This is a genomic window from Roseixanthobacter finlandensis (assembly GCF_043195105.2).
GTDB lineage: Bacteria > Pseudomonadota > Alphaproteobacteria > Rhizobiales > Xanthobacteraceae > NCEH01.
On sequence record NZ_CM195536.1, the window covers coordinates 4057011 to 4074475 of the forward strand.

17 protein-coding genes are annotated in these 17465 nt (G+C 68.1%); 10 read left to right on the plus strand and 7 right to left on the minus strand.

What is annotated here, in order from left to right:
- Positions 1-56 precede the first annotated feature (56 nt).
- The 3 genes from V5G24_RS19090 to V5G24_RS19100 all read right to left on the minus strand — a co-directional run bounded on the left by V5G24_RS19090 (position 57) and on the right by V5G24_RS19100 (position 3523).
- Positions 57-1202 (minus strand): extensin-like domain-containing protein, encoded by a 1146-nt coding sequence (locus V5G24_RS19090; RefSeq protein ID WP_394085091.1) that lies wholly within the window; start codon positions 1200-1202, stop codon positions 57-59.
- A 253-nt stretch (positions 1203-1455) separates the two neighbouring features.
- The gene (rpoH, locus tag V5G24_RS19095) at positions 1456-2355 is read right to left on the minus strand and encodes an RNA polymerase sigma factor RpoH (protein ID WP_394068986.1); all 900 of its coding nucleotides are present in this window, start codon (positions 2353-2355) and stop codon (positions 1456-1458) included.
- A gap of 118 nt (positions 2356-2473) precedes the next feature.
- The gene (locus V5G24_RS19100; RefSeq protein WP_394085090.1) at positions 2474-3523 is read right to left on the minus strand and encodes an RluA family pseudouridine synthase; all 1050 of its coding nucleotides are present in this window, start codon (positions 3521-3523) and stop codon (positions 2474-2476) included.
- Here V5G24_RS19100 and V5G24_RS19105 point away from each other — a divergent pair.
- The gene (locus V5G24_RS19105; RefSeq protein ID WP_394042031.1) at positions 3522-3866 is read left to right on the plus strand and encodes a hypothetical protein; all 345 of its coding nucleotides are present in this window, start codon (positions 3522-3524) and stop codon (positions 3864-3866) included. The two genes, V5G24_RS19100 and V5G24_RS19105, sit on opposite strands and share 2 nt — an antisense overlap.
- 34 nt (positions 3867-3900) lie before the next feature.
- Here V5G24_RS19105 and V5G24_RS19110 read toward each other — a convergent pair whose 3' ends face one another.
- Both V5G24_RS19110 and trxA read right to left on the minus strand, forming a co-directional pair.
- Entirely contained in the window at positions 3901-4572 is a 672-nt protein-coding gene (locus V5G24_RS19110) for an LON peptidase substrate-binding domain-containing protein (protein ID WP_394085089.1), read from the minus strand.
- A 9-nt stretch (positions 4573-4581) separates the two neighbouring features.
- Positions 4582-5511, minus strand: a complete 930-nt coding sequence (gene trxA, locus V5G24_RS19115; RefSeq protein ID WP_394085088.1) for a thioredoxin — start codon at positions 5509-5511, stop codon at positions 4582-4584.
- Positions 5512-5809: 298 nt separating this feature from the next.
- Between trxA and smc the strand changes: the two genes are divergently transcribed.
- The 7 genes from smc (at position 5810) to V5G24_RS19150 (ending at position 14014) form a co-directional block, all read left to right on the plus strand.
- Entirely contained in the window at positions 5810-9262 is a 3453-nt protein-coding gene (gene smc / locus V5G24_RS19120; RefSeq protein WP_394085087.1) for a chromosome segregation protein SMC, read from the plus strand.
- 356 nt (positions 9263-9618) lie between these two features.
- Positions 9619-9813, plus strand: coding sequence for an AtpZ/AtpI family protein (locus V5G24_RS19125; protein WP_394085086.1), 195 nt, complete (start codon positions 9619-9621; stop codon positions 9811-9813).
- A gap of 85 nt (positions 9814-9898) precedes the next feature.
- On the plus strand, positions 9899-10651 hold the full coding sequence (locus V5G24_RS19130) for a F0F1 ATP synthase subunit A (RefSeq protein WP_348844429.1): 753 nt from the start codon (positions 9899-9901) through the stop codon (positions 10649-10651).
- A gap of 59 nt (positions 10652-10710) precedes the next feature.
- Complete coding sequence (locus tag V5G24_RS19135) at positions 10711-10938, plus strand: F0F1 ATP synthase subunit C (RefSeq protein WP_348844428.1); 228 nt, start codon at positions 10711-10713, stop codon at positions 10936-10938.
- Positions 10939-11010: 72 nt separating this feature from the next.
- A complete protein-coding gene (locus tag V5G24_RS19140) occupies positions 11011-11712 on the plus strand; it encodes a F0F1 ATP synthase subunit B (protein ID WP_394085085.1) in 702 nt (233 codons plus the stop codon).
- 83 nt (positions 11713-11795) lie between these two features.
- Complete coding sequence (locus V5G24_RS19145; RefSeq protein WP_394085084.1) at positions 11796-12287, plus strand: F0F1 ATP synthase subunit B family protein; 492 nt, start codon at positions 11796-11798, stop codon at positions 12285-12287.
- A gap of 551 nt (positions 12288-12838) precedes the next feature.
- Positions 12839-14014 carry an SGNH/GDSL hydrolase family protein gene (locus V5G24_RS19150; protein WP_394085083.1) on the plus strand — a complete coding sequence of 392 codons (1176 nt, stop codon included), beginning with the start codon at positions 12839-12841 and terminating at the stop codon, positions 14012-14014.
- Between the two features lie 225 nt (positions 14015-14239).
- On the opposite strand, the gene V5G24_RS19155 is transcribed toward V5G24_RS19150, so the two are convergent.
- Positions 14240-14698: an Hsp20 family protein gene (locus tag V5G24_RS19155; RefSeq protein ID WP_394085082.1), complete on the minus strand. Its 459-nt coding sequence runs from the start codon at positions 14696-14698 to the stop codon at positions 14240-14242.
- Positions 14699-14957: 259 nt separating this feature from the next.
- On the opposite strand from V5G24_RS19155, the gene V5G24_RS19160 reads away from it, so the two are divergent.
- Positions 14958-15344: a hypothetical protein gene (locus tag V5G24_RS19160; RefSeq protein WP_394085081.1), complete on the plus strand. Its 387-nt coding sequence runs from the start codon at positions 14958-14960 to the stop codon at positions 15342-15344.
- 128 nt (positions 15345-15472) lie between these two features.
- Entirely contained in the window at positions 15473-16423 is a 951-nt protein-coding gene (locus tag V5G24_RS19165) for an alpha/beta fold hydrolase (RefSeq protein WP_394085080.1), read from the plus strand.
- 34 nt (positions 16424-16457) lie between these two features.
- Here the strand turns inward: V5G24_RS19165 and hisN are convergent, their stop codons facing one another.
- On the minus strand, positions 16458-17240 hold the full coding sequence (gene hisN / locus V5G24_RS19170) for a histidinol-phosphatase (protein ID WP_394085079.1): 783 nt from the start codon (positions 17238-17240) through the stop codon (positions 16458-16460).
- Between the last annotated feature and the right edge of the window lie 225 nt (positions 17241-17465).

The window sequence follows — 17465 nt, forward strand, 5'->3', positions numbered from 1 at the left end:
CGACCCGGCGCCCGGCGTTCGCGCCGGGTGCCTCCGCCCCGCGACCCGGGGCCCTGTCAATCCTCGCCCGGGCGGGCCTGGGGCAGAGGGATGGGGGAGGCCTGCGGTAAGGTCGGGGAATAATATTTGCGGTTCGCGATCGAGCCCGTCACCTGCGGATCGCCGGCACCGGCCGGCCCGTAGGACATGGGGCCGGGCGGCCGCAGCGAATTTGGCTGATAGACCGTGCCCGGCGGCTGCACGCGCTGCACCGGATCGCCGGACGGCGGATAGCCCGGCGGCGGCGCGCCATAAGGCTGCTGGCCATAGCTCGGCGCTCGCCCGGTGCCGGCGGGCTGGGATTGCCCATAGCCCGGCGGCGCACGGTCCGGCAGCGGCGGCTGGCCGGGAGGCGCGATGCTCATGGGCTCGCCGGGAATGCGCGCCCCTTGCGGAACCTGGGGCACCGGCGCGCCCAGGGGCTGGCCTTCCGAGCGACCGCCAAATTGCACCGTCGGCGGCGTCGAAACCATCAGCGGCGGCGGCGCCATGGGACGCGGCGCGGGCTTGCAGATCAGGCGCGGATTGTGGCGCCGCATCAGGTCCACGTGGATATGGTCGTAATGGAATACGTTCGAGCCCGGCGCCAGGACGGTGGTGAACACTTCGCAGGCGCCCGCCTGCACCTGGAGCAGGAAGCCGCGCGCCTCCTGCGGCCCCTTCCAACCGTTCCGTACCGTGATTTCGCGCCCGTCGGCGAACACGAAGGCGCCGACATCCAGCGCATTGCCGAACGCATGCTCGGAAATCTTCGCGCCCACCTGCCCGTTCATCCCGCGGCAGGAATAAGACGACATTTGCCGGATGCCCACCACCGGCTGGCCGAGCCAAGCCGTCGCAGCCGGCTGCACCACTTCGGCAAGCCACAGATTGAGATCGCGGATCATGGGACAAGCGAGCGTCGCCTTGGGCTCCACGGAGACCGCGCCGTCCTCGAGGCCGGACACCCGGAAAGGATGGTCCATGCCGCAGGCGCCCGCCCCGTCGATCTCCGACATTGGCTCGAGGAAGGGAGATGCCACCGCGCCCTTTTCGGCGATGCACTTCTCTTCCGCCTCGGCGCGCCAGGGCTCCCGTCGGTCGAACAAATCGAAACGACAGCCCGACAGGAGCCCCACGCAGACGAGCGAGGCTACGAGATACCTGAATACGCCGCGCGTCATGGGGGCATGATGCGCGGCGGCGGGTTGAGATCAGGTTAAGGGGGCGGCGACAGATGTCGCGCTTTTCGTGCGGGAGCAGAGAAGATCGGCCCCAAAACGCGGTCGTCATCCCCGGGCTCGTCCCGGGGATCCACGCGGCACCGCTGGCATCGGCTTTTCAAGGCCGGCGCTGGCGGCCCGGCGTGGGAGATGGCCGGAAAAAGCCCGGCCATGACCGCCTATCGTGCGGCGGCGCGCCGATGCACGGACGCCCTCAGGCGTTCTCGACCTCGGGCTCTTCCAGCGCGCGGACGCGGTCCACCACCGCCTTCTGCACCTTCTCGAACGCCCGCACCTCGATCTGGCGCACCCGCTCGCGCGAGACACCGAACTCTGCGGCGAGTTCCTCCAGCGTCACCGGGTCCTCGGAGAGGCGGCGCGCCTCGAAGATGCGGCGCTCGCGCTCGTTGAGCACGCTCAGCGCGCCGGCGAGGGCGCCGCGCCGATTCTCCATCTCCTCGCTTTCGGCGAACACGCTTTCCTGGTCCAGGTGGTCATCCACCAGCCAGTCCTGCCATTCGCCTCCGCCCTCCCCTTCCTCGCGCAGCGGCGCGTTGAGGGAGGCATCGCCCGAGAGCCGGCGGTTCATGTCCACCACGTCCTGCTCGGTGACGCCGAGCTTGGTGGCGATGTGCTTCACCTGGTCGGGACGCAGATCGCCCTCTTCCAGGGCGGAAATCTGGCTCTTGGCCTTGCGCAGGTTGAAGAACAGCTTCTTCTGCGCGGCCGTGGTGCCCATTTTCACGAGGCTCCACGAGCGCAGGATATATTCCTGGATCGAGGCGCGGATCCACCACATGGCATAGGTGGCGAGGCGGAAGCCCTTTTCGGGCTCGAACCGCTTCACCGCCTGCATGAGGCCGACATTGCCTTCGGAAATCACTTCGGATATGGGCAGGCCATAGCCCCGGTAGCCCATGGCGATCTTCGCCACGAGGCGCAGATGGCTGGTCACCAGCTTGTGGGCGGCATCGCGATCTCCGTGCTCGCGCCAGCTTTTGGCGAGCATGTATTCCTGCTGCGGCTCCAGCATGGGGAACCGGCGGATTTCCTCGAGATAGCGTGTAAGCCCCCCCTCAGCCGAGGGAATGGGCACATGTTGTGACCGGGCCATGGGCGGCCTCCTTGATGTCGTGGCCCTCAAGCGCAAGCGACCACATGCGCGGCCGCTTTCGCCGACCGCAACCGCGAACCATATAGGGTCTAACGCACGAGGGCTAGGTTCGATCCCGTCACGACGTCGAGAGCTTCTCCAGAAGCAATGCCAATTCGGATGGAAGCGGGCTGTCGAAGGTCAGCGTCTCCCCGCCGGCCGGGTGCGCGAATCCAAGCCGGGTGGCGTGCAGCGCCTGCCGGTCGAGGGCGAGCAGCGCGGCGCGCGCGTCCGGCGCAAGCCGCGCCGCCTTGGTGCGGAAGCCCTGCCCATAGACCTCGTCCCCCAGAAGCGGGTGCCCGACATGGGCCATGTGGACGCGAATCTGGTGGGTGCGCCCGGTCTCCAGCTGGCATTCCACCAGGCTCGCCACCGGCGCTCCAGCGCTATCGAGGAAGGTTGCCCGCACCTCCCAATGGGTCACGGCCTCGCGTCCGCCGGTGCGCACCGCCATTTTCTGGCGGCTGGAGGGATGCCGGTCGATGGGCGCGTTCACCGTGCCGCGCTGGGCGGGGACGCCCCAGACGAAGGCGAGATAGGCGCGGTCCAGCGGGCCGGTGCGGCCGTGGTCGGCGAACTGGGCGGAAAGCGCCGCATGGGCGGCATCGGTCTTCGCCACCACCAGCAGGCCGGACGTATCCTTGTCCAGCCGATGCACGATGCCGGGCCGGCGCACCCCGCCGATGCCCGAGAGGCTGGCGCCGCAATGATGCAGCAGGCCGTTCACCAGCGTGCCGGACCAATGGCCGGGCGCGGGATGCACCACCAGCCCCGCCGGCTTGTCCACCACGATCAGGTGATCGTCCTCATGGGCGATGGAGAGATCCATCGCCTCGGGCACGGGTTCGGCGGGTTCGGGGGCCGGCACGCGCAGGCGGAGCACGTCGCCGGCATTGACCCGCTCGGAAACGTCTCCTACCACTCGCCCGCCGTTGGTCACGCGCCCTTCCGCCACCAGGCGCTGGATGCGGGTCCGGCTCAGCCCGTCGAGCCGGGCGGCGAGCACGCGGTCGATGCGCGCGTCCACGTCTTCTAAAGGCACGACGACCTCATGGTCGATCTCGCCTTCGGAAGCCTCGTCCAGCACGTCGAGAACGGCGTCTTCATCCACCCAGTCAGGCTTGTTCATGGTTTTCACTTCACCCGATCCCGAACCTCAAGAGGAACTCTCACCCGCCCAGGAGCGCGTGCTGAAAAAAGTGCGGCGCTTTTCCCTGGTGTCCGGCCTCATCATGATGCTCGGGGTCGCATCCGTGTTCGGCGTGATCGGCTATCGCATGTTGCGCGCCAAGGGCCAGAAGGCCAGCGATATCACCGCCGCTTTGCCGAAAGGCGCGCGCATCGTCTCAACGGCGGTGGCGGACAAGCTTCTGGTCGTGACGCTGGACGTGGGCGGCGCGGTCGAGGTGCGCACCTTCGATCTCGACACCCTCGCCCCGGCGGGGCGGCTGCGCTTCGCGGTGGAACCCTGAGGATCGGCAGCGCCACCATTTGCGGCGCCTCAGTCTATTGAAGGGGCGCCTCGCCGTCTCCCGGCATGCGGGCCAGCATCATCTGGGTGATGGCGACCAGCATTTCGGCCCGCGCCTTCAGGTCCTGCGCTTCCAGCAGCGCCTGTTTTTCCAGCGCGCCATAGGGCGACATCACCGAAAGCGCGTTCACCAGGGTTTCCGTACCGGCCTGCTGGATGCCGTCCCAATCGGCTTCCAGCTGGTTCGCCTCCAGAAACGCGGCCAGCGCCGCGAGCAGCGCGGTGCGGTCCACCTCGTCCTCGCCCGCGCTTTCCTGGAAATCGTGCGCATAGGGGCTCGGATCGATGGCGATCCGCCGATACGGCGTGTCCACGTCGAGGTCCGCGCCCACCTTGAAGCGGCAGATGCCGGACAAGGTGATGAGATAGCGCCCGTCGCCGGTCTCGCTGAACTGGGTGATGCGGCCGATGCAGCCCACCTGGAACAGCACCGGCCCGTGCGGCCCCTCGGGCTTGCTCTCGTCCGGCTGGACCATGGCGATCAGCCGCTCGCCCGCGAGCGCATCGTCGATCATCTCAAGATAGCGCGGCTCGAAAATATTGAGCGGCAATTCGGCGCGCGGCAGCAGCAGCGCGCCCGCGAGCGGGAACACCGGCAAGGTCGCCGGCAGGTCCGCCGGCGAATGATAGGAGCGATGCTTGGCCACGCGCGTCCCTTAAGCGAACAGAATCGCGGAAAGCTTCTTGCGGCCGGCGACCGTCGATGGATCGGTCGGTCCCCAGGCTTCGAAGAACTGCACCAATTGCTTGCGCGCCCCGTCCTCGTTCCAGGCGCGGTCGCGCTTGACGATTTCCAGCAGATGGGCGAGCGCCTGGTCGCGCAGGCCCTTGGCATTGAGCGCGACGGCAAGGTCGAACCGCGCCTGATGGTCGGCGGGATCGGCATTGACCTTGGCTTCGAGCGGGGCGGCATCGCCCAGCGCGGCGGCCTGCTCCGCCAGATCGAGCGCCGCCCGCGCGGCGGTGATGGCGCTGTCGCTCTGCTTGGCGGCGGGAATGCTCGCCAGCGTTTCCTTCGCCTCTTCCAGGGCGCCGGCCAGCACCTGCGCGCGCACGAACCCGCCGAGCGCCTTCAGGTTTTCCGGATCCTCGGACAGGATATGGGCGAACACCTCCGCCGCGCCCGCAGCGTCCCCCTCCGCCAGCGCGGCCTCGCCGGCGGCGAGCAGCTCGGCCGCATCCGGGTTCACCGCTCCGCCGAGAAGACGCTCAATGAAGGACTTCACCTGGCCTTCCGGCAGCGCGCCCATGAAGCCGTCCACCGGCTGGCCGTTGACGAAGGCATAGACGGTGGGAATGGACTGAATGCCCAGCTTCCCGGCAACCGCCGGGTGGTCGTCGATATTCATCTTGACCAGCTTGACCTTGCCCTTGGTGGCCTTCACCGATTTCTCGATGATCGGGCCGAGGGTCTTGCACGGGCCGCACCACGGCGCCCAGAAATCCACCAGCACCGGGCGGCGCTTGGATTCCTCGATCACGTCGGCCATGAAGGTCTGGGTGGTGGTCTCGGTCACCAGATCGTCGCCGGCGCCCAAGGCGCCAGCAGCCGCATCATTGGCTGCGCCTGCTTGATTGAACAGCATGGGCCTGTCCTTCGAAAACTCTTTTGGGTCTCGCTCCGCCCTTAGATGGGCGTTCCGGCGCGCGACGCAATCTCATCCGCTGAGCTTCTAGCCGCAAATCCCGCGCGCCGCCATGCTTGCGGACGCCAAATCGCCCGCCGCCCCTCCCCCAGGGGCAGCAGCGCACCTGCGCGCGCACCTCCAGGCTGTGGATCATCGCGGCTGCAAGCCCCGGCCGGAGGCGGCGCGCCTTGCCCTTGGCGCGCGCGACGGGCACGCTGTTTGACCAAGGCCACCGGGATTGGCACAACCGCCCCTAATGAAATTCACCCGCCTGCGGCTCGTCGGCTTCAAAACCTTCGTCGAGCCCTCCGACATGCTGATCGAGCCCGGCCTCACCGGGGTGGTGGGGCCGAACGGCTGCGGCAAGTCCAACCTGGTCGAGGCGATGCGCTGGGTGATGGGCGAAAGCTCGCACAAGGCGTTTCGCGCCAATGACATGGACGATGTCATCTTCTCCGGCACCACCGGCCGGCCGGCGCGCAACACCGCCGAAGTGGTGCTGCATCTCGACAATAGCGACCGCACCGCGCCCGCCGGCTTCAACGATTCCGATCATCTGGAAGTGGTGCGCAAGATCGACCGCGGCCAGGGTTCGCACTACCGAATCAACGGCCGCGACGTGCGCGCCCGCGACGTGCATCTGCTGTTTGCCGACGCCTCCACCGGCGCGCGCTCGCCCGCTCTGGTGCGGCAGGGGCAGATCGGCGAGATCGTCGGCGCCAAGCCCGCCGCCCGGCGGCGCATCCTGGAAGAGGCCGCCGGCGTCGCCGGCCTGCACGCGCGCCGTCACGAAGCGGAAGTGCGCCTGAAGGCCGCCGAACAGAATCTGCTGCGCCTGGACGATGTCATCACCCAGATGTCGGCCCAGGTGGAGAGCCTGCGCCGGCAATCCAAGCAGGCGGTGCGTTATCGCGCGGTGGCCGAGGAGATCCGCCGCAACGAGGCGACCCTGTTCTGGCTGCGCTGGAGCGAATTGGTGCGCACCCTGGCGGAGGGCGAGCGCACGCAGGAAGCCGCCGTGCGCGAAAGCGCCGAGCGCACCCGTGCCCAGGCCGAGGCGGCGCGCCTCCAGGCCATCGCGGCCCACGAATTGCCGCCCCTGCGCCAGGCCGATGTGGAGGCCGCCGCCGCGCTCCAGCGCCTGTCGCTCGCGCTCGGCGAACTGGACAAGGAAGAGAGCCGCATCGCCGCCCGCCGGCAGGATCTGGAGCGGCGCCTGGCTCAATTGACGCAGGACATGGTGCGCGAGGACGCGCTGTCCGCCGACGCCTCCGGCGTGCTCGCCCGCCTCGCGGAGGAAGCCGCCGAGCTCGCCGACGCGCAGGCCGACGCCGCGATGCAGGAAAGCGAGGCCGCCGAAGCCTTGGCGGAGGCCGAGGCCCGCCTCGCCGAGGCCGAGGAGATGCTGGAGGCGCAGACCGCCAGCTTCGCCGACCTCGGCGCACGCCGCACCGCCCTGGACACTAACCTGCGCGATATTCGCGCACGCCTTCTGCGCAATGCCGCCGAGCACGCCTCCGTGGATGCGGAGGAGCAGCGGCTGATGAAGGAGTCCGGCGCCGACCTGCTGGACGCCCGCCGCGAGGATGCGCTGATCGCCCGCGACCGGCTGGAGGCGGCGGAGGAAAGCGCGCTCGAAGCCGAGGCCGAGCAGGCCGACGCGCGGCGCGCCCTGGAAGCCCTGCGCCCCGGCGCCGCCGATGCGGAGCGCGCCTTCGGGCGGCTCGATGCCGAGGCGCGCACGCTGGAAAAGCTGCTGCAAGCCTCCGACGCCCGCTTTCCCCCGGTCGCCGACCTGCTGCATGTGGACAAGGGCTATGAAATCGCCCTCGGCGCGGCGCTCGGCGACGATCTCGACCTGCCGGTGGCGGCGGATGCCCCGGCGCGCTGGGCCGGGGCCGATTTCGACGCGCTCGACCCGGCTTTGCCGGGCGAAGCGGTGTCCCTTGCGGCCCATGTGCGCGGCGCCCCGGCCCTCGCCCGGCGGCTCGCCCAAGTGGGCATCGTGGCGCGCGCGGACGGGGCGCGGCTTCAAAAGATGCTGAAGCCCGGGCAGCGGCTGGTCTCGCGCGAGGGGGACCTGTGGCGCTGGGACGGCGTTCTCGCCGCCGCCGACGCGCCCACCGCCGCCGCGCGCCGGCTCGCCGAGCGCAACCGCCTCGCCGATCTGCACGCCGAGGTGGATGCGGCACGGACCGCCCTCGATGCCGCGCGCGCGGCGCTCGCCGCCCAGGAAACCCGCCTCAAATCCGCCGCCGCCCAGGAAGCCCAGGCGCGCGAGGCGCGGCGCACGGCCCAGCGCGCCGCCGATCTGGCGCGCGAGGCCGAGGCCGCCGCCGAGCGCAAGGCCGCCCAGCACATGGCGCGCCTCTCCGCGCTGGGCGAAGCCCGCACCCGAATCGCCGCCGCCCGCGCGGAAGCCGAAGAAGCGCAGCGCCGGGCCGAATCGGAGCTCGCCGCCCTCGATTCGCCCGCCTTGGTGGAAGCCGCCCTCGCCCAAGCCCGTGCCCAGGCGGCCCAGGGGCGCGCCGCTTTGGCCGAAACCCGCGCCGCCCATGCCGCGCTTTTGCGCGAGCGCTCGACCCGCGTGCGGCGGCTTGAAGCGATCGCCGCCGAGGAGCGCTCCTGGAATCAGCGGGCCGGCGGCGCCGGGGAGCGCATCGCCGCCTTGGAGGCCCGTCGCGCGGAGGCGCAGGCGGCCCTGGAGGATACCGAGGAGGCGCCGGCGGAGCTCGGCCGCCAGCGCCGCATCCTCATGGGCGAATTGGAAAAGGCGGAGGCCGCCCGCCGCGCCGCCGCCGATCGCCTGGTGGAAGGCGAAGCCGCCCAAGCGGCCGCCGACCGCGCCGCCCGCGATACGCTTGAGGCCATGTCCGCCGCGCGTGAGGAAAATGCCCGCGCCGAAGCGCGGCTCGATGCCCTGCGCCAGCGGCGCGACGACCTGATGCGGGAGATCGCCGACGCGCTCGAAGGTCCGCCCGAGACCGCGCGCGTGCAATCCGGCCTGGAGCCCGGCGCGCCTTTGCCGGAGCTTGGCGCCATCGAGGCCGCGCTGGAGCGGGCGCGCCGCGATCGCGAACGACTCGGCGCGGTGAATTTGCGCGCTGAACTGGAGCTTCAGGAAGCCGAGGGCCAGCACGGCAATCTCGCCGGTGAGCGCGACGATCTGATCGAGGCCATCAAGCGCCTGCGCGCCGGCATCCAGAGCCTGAACCGCGAGGCGCGCGAACGCCTCCAGGCCTCCTTCACGGTGGTGGACGGCCATTTCCGCAAGCTGTTCGACACGCTGTTCGGCGGCGGCGAAGCGCAATTGGTGCTCACGGATGCGGAAGACCCGCTGGAAGCCGGGCTCGACATCATCGCCAAGCCGCCCGGCAAGAAGCCGCAGACGCTCTCTTTGCTCTCGGGCGGCGAGCAGGCGCTGACCGCGATGGCGCTGATCTTCGCCGTGTTCCTGACGAATCCCGCGCCGATCTGCGTGCTCGACGAGGTGGACGCACCGCTGGACGATGCCAATGTGGAGCGGTTCTGCGCCTTGATGGACGAAATGACGCGCCTCACGGACACACGTTTTCTCGTCATCACCCACAATCCCATTTCCATGGCGCATATGGATCGATTGTTCGGGGTCACAATGGCGGAGCGCGGGGTTTCCCGGCTCGTTTCGGTGGATCTCCAGGCGGCCGAGAGGTTACGCGAGGTGAGTTGAACGCGTCGGCCACGATGTCGCACAACGCGTTTTTTATATATATTTCAATTACTTATATATAGTCACCTTCGCCTTGACACCCCATTTTGGCGCAACTATGGTGCGGCGCGGTTTCGGTGCTGAGATCGTCGGATCCTTCTTCCTTCGAAGCCGGAGTTTTCAGCATGCCGGAGGGTTCAGGCTCCGATCATCGGACACCTGACGGACGACCTGGAAAGCAGGCGAACGAAGAGGCGGACTCTGCCCTCTCCGAGCGTCTTCAGCGGCTCAATGCCGCGCTTGACAAGGCTCGGCCGAAAGACCAATCGCAGCCGGCGGGTTCACGGAACGATACGTCCACATCCTCTGGAATGGCCATGGCCTTCCGTTTGGGATCGGAGTTCGTTGCCGGGGTTCTGGTGGGGGCACTCATTGGCTGGGGCATCGACACCGTCTTCGACGTGGCGCCCTGGGGGATGCTTGTTTTCACTTTGGTTGGTTTCGGCGCCGGCGTGATGAACATGCTGCGGGCGGCGGGAGAGACCGGCAAAAAAAGCGGCCCGAAGGCGTGAGCCCGAGGGGTCGCATCGTTTTTCGCGGCGCAAGCCGTTGGTTTGGCACGGCTCTCGCGAGCCGCTTGAGACAGAGGCGAGTCGGATGAACATTGATCCGATCCACCAGTTTGAAGTGCAACGTTACGCGGACCTGCTGAGGGTCAGCGGCGTCTCGTTCTCCTTCACCAACGCCTCCGCCTTCATGATCGGGATCGTCGGGGCGATCTTCCTGTTCCTCACCTTCGCCACGCGTGGCCGCACCCTGGTGCCGGGCCGCATGCAGTCGGTGGCGGAGATGAGCTATGAATTCATCGCCAAGATGGTTCGAGACTCCGCCGGCAACGAAGGCATGGTGTTCTTCCCGCTGGTGTTCTCGCTCTTCATGTTTGTGTTCGTGGCCAATGTCATCGGCCTCGTGCCCTACACCTTCACCATCACCGCCCATATCATCGTGACGGCCGCGCTCGCGCTGCTGGTGATCGGCACCGTGGTGATCTACGGCTTCTGGCGCCACGGCACCCATTTCCTCCACCTGTTCGTGCCATCGGGCGTGCCGAGCTTCCTGCTCCCGTTCGTCGTGCTGATCGAAGTGGTGTCCTTCCTCTCGCGCCCCATCAGCCTGTCGCTGCGTCTGTTCGCCAACATGCTGGCCGGCCATATCGCGCTGAAGGTGTTTGCCTTCTTCGTCGTCGGCCTGTCTTCGGCGGGCATTGCCGGCATGTTCGGCGCGACCCTGCCCTTCTTCATGATCGTGGCACTCACCGCGCTCGAGCTTCTGGTCGCGGTGCTGCAAGCCTATGTGTTTGCGGTCCTCACCTCGATCTATCTCAACGATGCGGTCCACCCGGGGCACTGACCTCGGACCGCCATCGCAACCCGAATACCACCCAAGCGTGTTTTTCAAGGAGCAGAACAATGGAAGCGGATGCTGCAAAGTTCCTGGGCGCCGGTATCGCCTGCCTGGGCATGGGCCTGGCCGGCATTGGCGTCGGTAACATTTTCGGAAACTTCCTCTCCGGCGCCCTGCGCAACCCGTCGGCCGCCGACGGCCAGTTTGCCCGCGCCTTCATCGGTGCCGCGCTCGCGGAAGGTCTCGGCATCTTCTCGCTGGTCGTCGCGCTGGTTCTGCTCTTCGTCGCCTGATCCGCGCACGAGAGAAATGCGGCTTCGGGCCTTCGCCCGGAGCCTGATGGACAAGAAACGGGCGGGCGAGCCATGACCAAGACATGGAAGCTGACTGTTGCAGCCGCACTGATGGGACTGGCCCTCGCGGCGGCTCCGGCGGTGGCATCGGACAGCGCGAAACCTTCGTCCGGCCCGGCCGGAGCTGCCGTGGCGCAGCAGGATCATGGCGCGTCCACCGGCGCCCATGTGGCCGAGGTCGTCGGCGAAGCGGCGCACGGCGGCGAGCACAAAGGCGGCTTCCCGCCGTTCAATCCCGCGACCTTCGGCTCGCAGCTGGCTTGGCTGGCCGTGAGCTTCGGCGCCCTCTATCTCCTGATGAGCCGGGTCACCTTGCCCCGGATCGGCCGGATCCTGGAGGAACGTCATGACCGGATCGCGCGCGATCTGGCCGAGGCGTCCCAGCGCCGTGCCGAAAGCGAAGCCGCGCAGATCGCCTATGAAAAGGCGCTGACGGAAGCGCGCGGCAAGGCCAACGCCATTGCCGGCGAGGCCCGCAACCGTCTCAATGCCGAGACCGAGACCAACCGGAAGAGCCTGGAAGCAGCCTTGACGGTGAAGCTCGAAGAGGCCGAGGCGCGCATCTCCAGCACCAAGACCGATGCCCTGTCCCATGTGCGCGGCATTGCCGTGGACACGGCGCAGACCATCGTGAACACCCTGGTCGGCACCACGCCCGGCCAGCAGGACACCGAAAGCGCGGTGGATCAGGTGCTCAGCCGCAAGGCCGCCTGAATCCAGCAACCCAGCAGAGCCCTCGGGGTGCGCCAGGCACCTCAGGGGATTGAAATCGAGACGACGGGCGATCGAGGACTGCCATGAACGAGATGCAACTCGCGGAGCTTTGGGTCGCCATTGCCTTCGTCGTTTTCGTGGCGATCCTGCTGTATGCCGGTGTCCATCGCACCATCGCGGGCGCGCTCGACAGCCGCGGCACCCGCATCGCCGCGGAGCTGGACGAAGCCCGGCGCCTGAAGGAAGAAGCCCAGAAGCTGGTGGCCGAATATAAGCGCAAGCAGCGCGAGGCCGAGGCGGAAGCCGAATCCATCGTCACCGCCGCCAAGGCCGAGGCCGAACGCCTCGCCGCCGAGACCAAGGCGAAGCTGGAAGATTTCATCGCCCGCCGCACACGCATGGCGGAAGACAAGATCGCCCAGGCGGAAAGCCAGGCCGTGGCCGACGTCAAGGCCTTTGCCGCCGACGCCGCCGTGAAGGCCGCCGAGCATCTGTTGACCGGCAGCGTCACCGGAAACCTCGCCGAGCGGCTCATCGGCAGCGCGATTTCCGATGTGAAGGCCAAGCTCAACTGATCTCACGGATCGGATGTCCCCGATCTGGCTCCGGAATGGCCGGATGGGGATCCAGGCGCACCTTTGAGCGGGTCCTTGTTTCCCGCTGGCGCGCAAATGCTCTGGCTATCCGAAATGTTGCCGAGCCTGAGCCGGACGCCCACACTCCTGGCACACGCCGCGCTCATGGCGCGCCCCTGCACTCCTGACGCGACCCGGAGTCCTGCGACAACCCGGGCCTAAGCCGTTCGAAAGCCCTTCACGTCTGAATCGGCCGCCTCATCGGGCGGCCTTTTTATTGGCATCGGCCCGATTCGCATGGCGCACCGGCCCGGCGCCGGCATCGCGGTCTTGAAACAGCCGCCCTCCTGCGCCAAACCTGAGACATGATACGCTCGCAGCCGCACCTCGCGCTTGTGCTCCGCCCCGGCTTCGCCGCAGGGGCGACGTCGGTCCGCGCGCGTCCCGCCTTCGCTCCCGTATGGCACGCCGGCACGGGCCCTGCCCGCGCGAGCTTCGCCCTTCCCAACCGGGTCTTTGCACACTTGGTCTTTGCCCTGTTGGCGTTTGCGATGATGAGCCTCGCGCTCCCCGGCTTTTCCGGTCCCGCGGCGGCGCAGGATCTGCGCCCGCCTGCCGTAGTCCCCGGTGCCGGAGCTCCCCAGCCGTTCAACCTCTTCGGCGGATGGTTTGCCCCGCCCCGCCAGGCCGTGCCCGTGCAGCCACCCGCCCCAAAGCGGGTCGCTCCGCCACCGGAGCCGGAAGGCGTGGTGCACGCCTCGCTCGCCGATGCGGTGGAGGGCAAGAAGCAGCCGCCCACCAAATTCGTGCTGATTCTCGGTGACCGGACCGCCGCCCAGCTCGCCCAGGGGTTGGCGGACACCTATGTCACCGACCGAAGCAGCCCCGCCGTGATCGGCGTGACCGACGATGAAAGCGGTTTTCTCGCCCCCACAGCGCCCGGCGGCACCGATTGGCTGACACGGGGGCCGGAGGCCATCGGCGCCGCGCGCCCGAACGGCGTGGTCCTCGCCCTCGGCTCAAACGACCTTCAGCCCATCGCGGATGGCGACACCAAGGTGGAGCCGCTGACCGATCGCTGGCAGGAACTCTATGCCAAGCGCGTCGCCGATGTGCTCGGCGCCCTGCGCGCCCGCACGGGCAACATCATCCTGGTCGGCCTCGCGCCGGTGCAGAACCCCACCCTGTTCGCCGATTACGAGAAGCTGAACGATGTGCTGCGGGCCCAAGCCGTGCGCGCCGGGGTCGTATTCGCGCCGGTCTGGGATGGCTTCGTGGACGATGATGGGAAATATGCCGCCTCCGGCGCGGCGGTGGATGGCCAGCGGCGGCGTCTGAGGTTCAACGACGGGGTCAGGTTTACCCGCGCCGGGGCGCGCAAGCTCGCCTTCTTCACCCAGAAGGACCTGACGCGCTTCCTCTCCGAGGCTCCGCGAATCGAGGAACTCCCGGGCGCGGACGGCAGGTCCGGGCCGCTCTCGCTCAGCGACATCGCGCGCGGCGCTAGCACCCTTGCCGGCGGCCCTGCAACGGCGAGCACGCCCATCGCGGTGAAGCTTCAGCCGAACGAAGCCGCGCGCGCCCTGCTGGAAGGCACGCCCATGCCGGTGGTGCCCGGCCGCGCGGACGATTATTCCTGGCCTCCCGGCACGGCCGCCGCGGCCGCCGCCCCGGTGGCGACACCGCCGGCGGATGACCACACTCCCGCCGGGGCCTCCCCGCCATGAGACAAGGCGGCATGAGACACCGGGGAATGACAAAACCGGGAATGACAAAACGGCGCGCCTTGCGGGCCGCCGTCTGAAGCGTCTCCACGCGAAACGAAAATCCGGTCCGCCTGAAGAAAACGCCCCGAAAACAAAGGGATCGAGCGCTCTATTGATTCAGTGGACCGCAGAAATGCTCTGAAGCGCCCCGGCTTTCGCCGGAGCGCCGATGGTCCGCCGAAGCGATCAGGCCGCCTTGGCTTCGAGCACCTGGGTGGGTGCGCCGGAGGTGATGGCAATGGTCCGGGGCTTCTTCGCCTCGGGAATATTGCGCACCAATTCCACATGCAACAGGCCGTTCTCCAGGCTCGCGCCCTTCACTTCCACATGGTCCGCCAGTTGGAATCGTCGCGCGAAGGCGCGGGCTGCGATGCCGCGATACAGCACCTGCGCGCCCTCCGCCGACGGTTCGGCGGCTTTTTCGCCGCGCAGGGTGAGCACATTCTCATTCACCTCGATCGACAACTCGGCCGGGGTGAAGCCTGCGACAGCGACCGTGATGCGATACGCATTCTCGCCCGTCCGCTCAATATTATAGGGCGGGTAGGTGGGCGCCGCCTCGACGCCGCCAGCGGCATCTAGAAGCGAGAACACGCGGTCGAAGCCGACGGTGTTGCGATACAGGGGAGCAAGATCAAGACGCATAGCATATCCTCCTCAAGCGACATGCAGGACCCGCCGAAGCCGGGTCCGATAAACGCGCCGTCGCGATGACCGGCGCTGCAAATCATGTGGGAAGGCGCATTTTCCGCGTCAAGAGGCCCCATGAACCGGAGGCGCGGCGCGCGCAGATGAACAATGCCTGAACAGCGTCGTTGGCGCGCATTCACCCATTGGGTCTATAATCGGAACGTCGGAATGGGGCGCCGGCCTTAATCACGCACTCTCTGCGGGAGATATGCGGATGTGGCATCCTATTGCCCCCGGCATGGCCGCCGTGCTGATGATGAGCGCGCTGTTCGCCGGACAGGCGCAGGCGCAGGTGGTGGGGCTTAGCCTGGGCGCTCCGTTTCGCGACGGTTCGACGCCCGGCGTCGGCACGACGGCTCCGGCTTATGCTCCCTATCTCGGCCCCGTGCCGCATAAGAAGCAGCCGGCCAATCTCGCGGCCCTGCTGGAGAGCCTGCGGGCACGCGGCTTCTCCCGCTTCTCCGATGTTCACCAGAAGGGCGGCAACGTGATCTGCGAAGCCACTGGGCCGCGGCGGGAACGCGTCCGCCTGGTGGTTGATGCCACGACCGGCGAAATCAGCGGCGTGGTGGTGATCGGCTTTGGTGACAAGCGCTATTGAGCATGCGTTGTCGCGCGGACGAGGAGCGTGTATCGCACTGAGACGCTGGTCGTTCCCGCCTTTTCCGAGAGGAGAGTCGCGAGGTCCGGCCTAAAGCATCTGTGCAGTTTCTCGGGCCAGCGCGCGTCATGACCCTCTACCCGACAGCTTCAAATCCGGTTCCTGAAGGCGCCGTGAGCGGCCATGTGACGAGCGATGATGCCATCCGCATTCGCTTCGCCCGCTGGGAGCCGCTGGAAGGCACCGGCCGGCGCGGCACTGTGACCATCCTTTCCGGCCGCACCGAATTCATAGAGAAATATTTCGAGGTGGTGCGCGAGCTGCGCGCGCGGGGCTTCGCCGTGGCGATCCTCGACTGGCGCGGACAAGGCGGCTCGGACCGCCTGCTGCGCAATCCCCGCAAGGGCCATGTGGCAAGCTTCGCCGATTATCAGCGCGATCTCGTGGCATTCGTGCGGGACGTGGTGCTGCCGGATTGTCCGGCGCCCCATTTTGCCCTGGCCCATTCCATGGGCGGCGCGATCTTCCTGGAAACGATCCTGGCCGGACACCGCTGGTTCGATCGGGCGGTGCTCACCTCGCCCATGGTGGAATTGCAGCTCGTGCGGTTTTCCTCGGTGCTGCGGCCCGTGGCCAAGCTCCTGGCGCACGTGGGCTTCTCACGCGCCTTCGTGCCCGGCGGCGGCAGCCGCGCCAGCACCGCCGGCCCGTTCGCGCGCAACCCCGTCACGTCCGATCCCAAGCGCTATGCGCGCGCTGCGGAGATCGTGGAGGCCCACCCCCAGCTCGGCCTCGGCGCGCCGACCATCGGCTGGATGAACGCCGCCTATGACACCATGGCGCACCTGATGGCGCCGGAAACCGTGCGCCTCATCCGCCAGCCGCTGCTGATCGTCGCCGCCGGGGCCGATTCGATCGTCTCCAACGCCGCCATCGAGCATCTGGCGGCGCGGCTCATCGCCGGCGCGCAGGTGGTGGTGCCGGCGAGCCGGCATGAGATTCTGATGGAGCGCGATATCTTCCGCGCCCAGTTCTGGGCCGCGTTCGACGCCTTCATCCCCGGCAGCACGCCCTATTGAGGCCATCCCCGGCAGCACGCCCTATTGAGGCGCTTCAGCTGTTGAGGATGGCGAGCGCCTGGGCATGAACCGCCGCGCTGCCGGCCGCGACCACGCGTCCTCCGGCCGCCGGCGAGCCGCCTTCCCAGCTGGTCACGATGCCGCCGGCGCCCTCGATGATCGGCACCAGGGCGATCACGTCATGGTCCTGGAGGCCGGTTTCGATGACCAGGTCCACAAGGCCCGCGGCGACCATGCAATAGGCATAGCAATCGCCGCCATAGCGCGAGAGGCGGACTTTCTCCTCCACCCGCTCGAACGCCGCGCGATCGGCGCCGTTCATCAGGCGCGGGCTGGTGGTGAACAGCACGGCGTCTTCCAGCCGTCCGCAATCGCGCGCCGTGAGCACGCGCGCGCCCGCCGGTCCCTGGTAATGGGCCGAGGCGCAATCGCCGAAGAACCGCTCCTGGATGAACGGCTGGTGCATCATGCCGTACACCGGCTTGCCGTGCTTCAGCAGGCCGATCAGCGTGCCCCAGGCCGGCAGCCCGGCGATGAAGGATTTCGTGCCGTCGATGGGATCGAGCGCCCACACATAGGGGGCGTCGGTGCGCTCATTGGCGAATTCCTCGCCGATGATGCCGTGGCTGGGAAAATGCGCGTTGATCAGGCTGCGCATCACCTGCTCGGCGGCGCGGTCGGCCTCGGTGACCGGATCGAAGGCGGTGCCGCCGCTCTTATCCTCCACGCCAATGGCGGTGCGGAAGAACGGCAGGATGGCGCGGCCCGACTCCGTTGCGAGCTGATGAACGAAGGCATCAATAGCGACGGCGGTCATGGGCGGCTCTCCGAGGGGCGCGCCTTGCTTAGAGCAACTCGCGCCGCAGGAGAAGGCGCGTTGCGCCCTGCCTCACCCAGGGGCGCGGCGCGCGCGGCGATGGCCCGGCGGGGAATAAAGGCGGCCCCAGGCTCAAAAGGATTAGAATCGGAGCTGTGCTCAAGCCGTTCTGGGGAGGCGGGCGCGGTGAATTCCGCGGCATTTCCTACGGTAAAGTCGCCCCCA

Bases quoted from the DNA above. Each gene is read 5' to 3' on its own strand.
- V5G24_RS19145 (WP_394085084.1), top strand. From the start codon at position 11,796: ATGAACGAGATGCAACTCGCGGAGCTTTGGGTCGCCATTGCCTTCGTC.
- V5G24_RS19105 (WP_394042031.1), top strand. From the start codon at position 3,522: ATGGTTTTCACTTCACCCGATCCCGAACCTCAAGAGGAACTCTCACCC.
- smc (WP_394085087.1), top strand. From the start codon at position 5,810: ATGAAATTCACCCGCCTGCGGCTCGTCGGCTTCAAAACCTTCGTCGAG.
- hisN (WP_394085079.1), bottom strand. From the start codon at position 17,240: ATGACCGCCGTCGCTATTGATGCCTTCGTTCATCAGCTCGCAACGGAG.
- rpoH (WP_394068986.1), bottom strand. From the start codon at position 2,355: ATGGCCCGGTCACAACATGTGCCCATTCCCTCGGCTGAGGGGGGGCTT.
- V5G24_RS19100 (WP_394085090.1), bottom strand. From the start codon at position 3,523: ATGAACAAGCCTGACTGGGTGGATGAAGACGCCGTTCTCGACGTGCTG.
- V5G24_RS19160 (WP_394085081.1), top strand. From the start codon at position 14,958: ATGTGGCATCCTATTGCCCCCGGCATGGCCGCCGTGCTGATGATGAGC.
- V5G24_RS19150 (WP_394085083.1), top strand. From the start codon at position 12,839: ATGATGAGCCTCGCGCTCCCCGGCTTTTCCGGTCCCGCGGCGGCGCAG.
- V5G24_RS19130 (WP_348844429.1), top strand. From the start codon at position 9,899: ATGAACATTGATCCGATCCACCAGTTTGAAGTGCAACGTTACGCGGAC.
- trxA (WP_394085088.1), bottom strand. From the start codon at position 5,511: ATGCTGTTCAATCAAGCAGGCGCAGCCAATGATGCGGCTGCTGGCGCC.
- V5G24_RS19135 (WP_348844428.1), top strand. From the start codon at position 10,711: ATGGAAGCGGATGCTGCAAAGTTCCTGGGCGCCGGTATCGCCTGCCTG.
- V5G24_RS19125 (WP_394085086.1), top strand. From the start codon at position 9,619: ATGGCCTTCCGTTTGGGATCGGAGTTCGTTGCCGGGGTTCTGGTGGGG.
- V5G24_RS19090 (WP_394085091.1), bottom strand. From the start codon at position 1,202: ATGACGCGCGGCGTATTCAGGTATCTCGTAGCCTCGCTCGTCTGCGTG.
- V5G24_RS19155 (WP_394085082.1), bottom strand. From the start codon at position 14,698: ATGCGTCTTGATCTTGCTCCCCTGTATCGCAACACCGTCGGCTTCGAC.
- V5G24_RS19140 (WP_394085085.1), top strand. From the start codon at position 11,011: ATGACCAAGACATGGAAGCTGACTGTTGCAGCCGCACTGATGGGACTG.
- V5G24_RS19165 (WP_394085080.1), top strand. From the start codon at position 15,473: ATGACCCTCTACCCGACAGCTTCAAATCCGGTTCCTGAAGGCGCCGTG.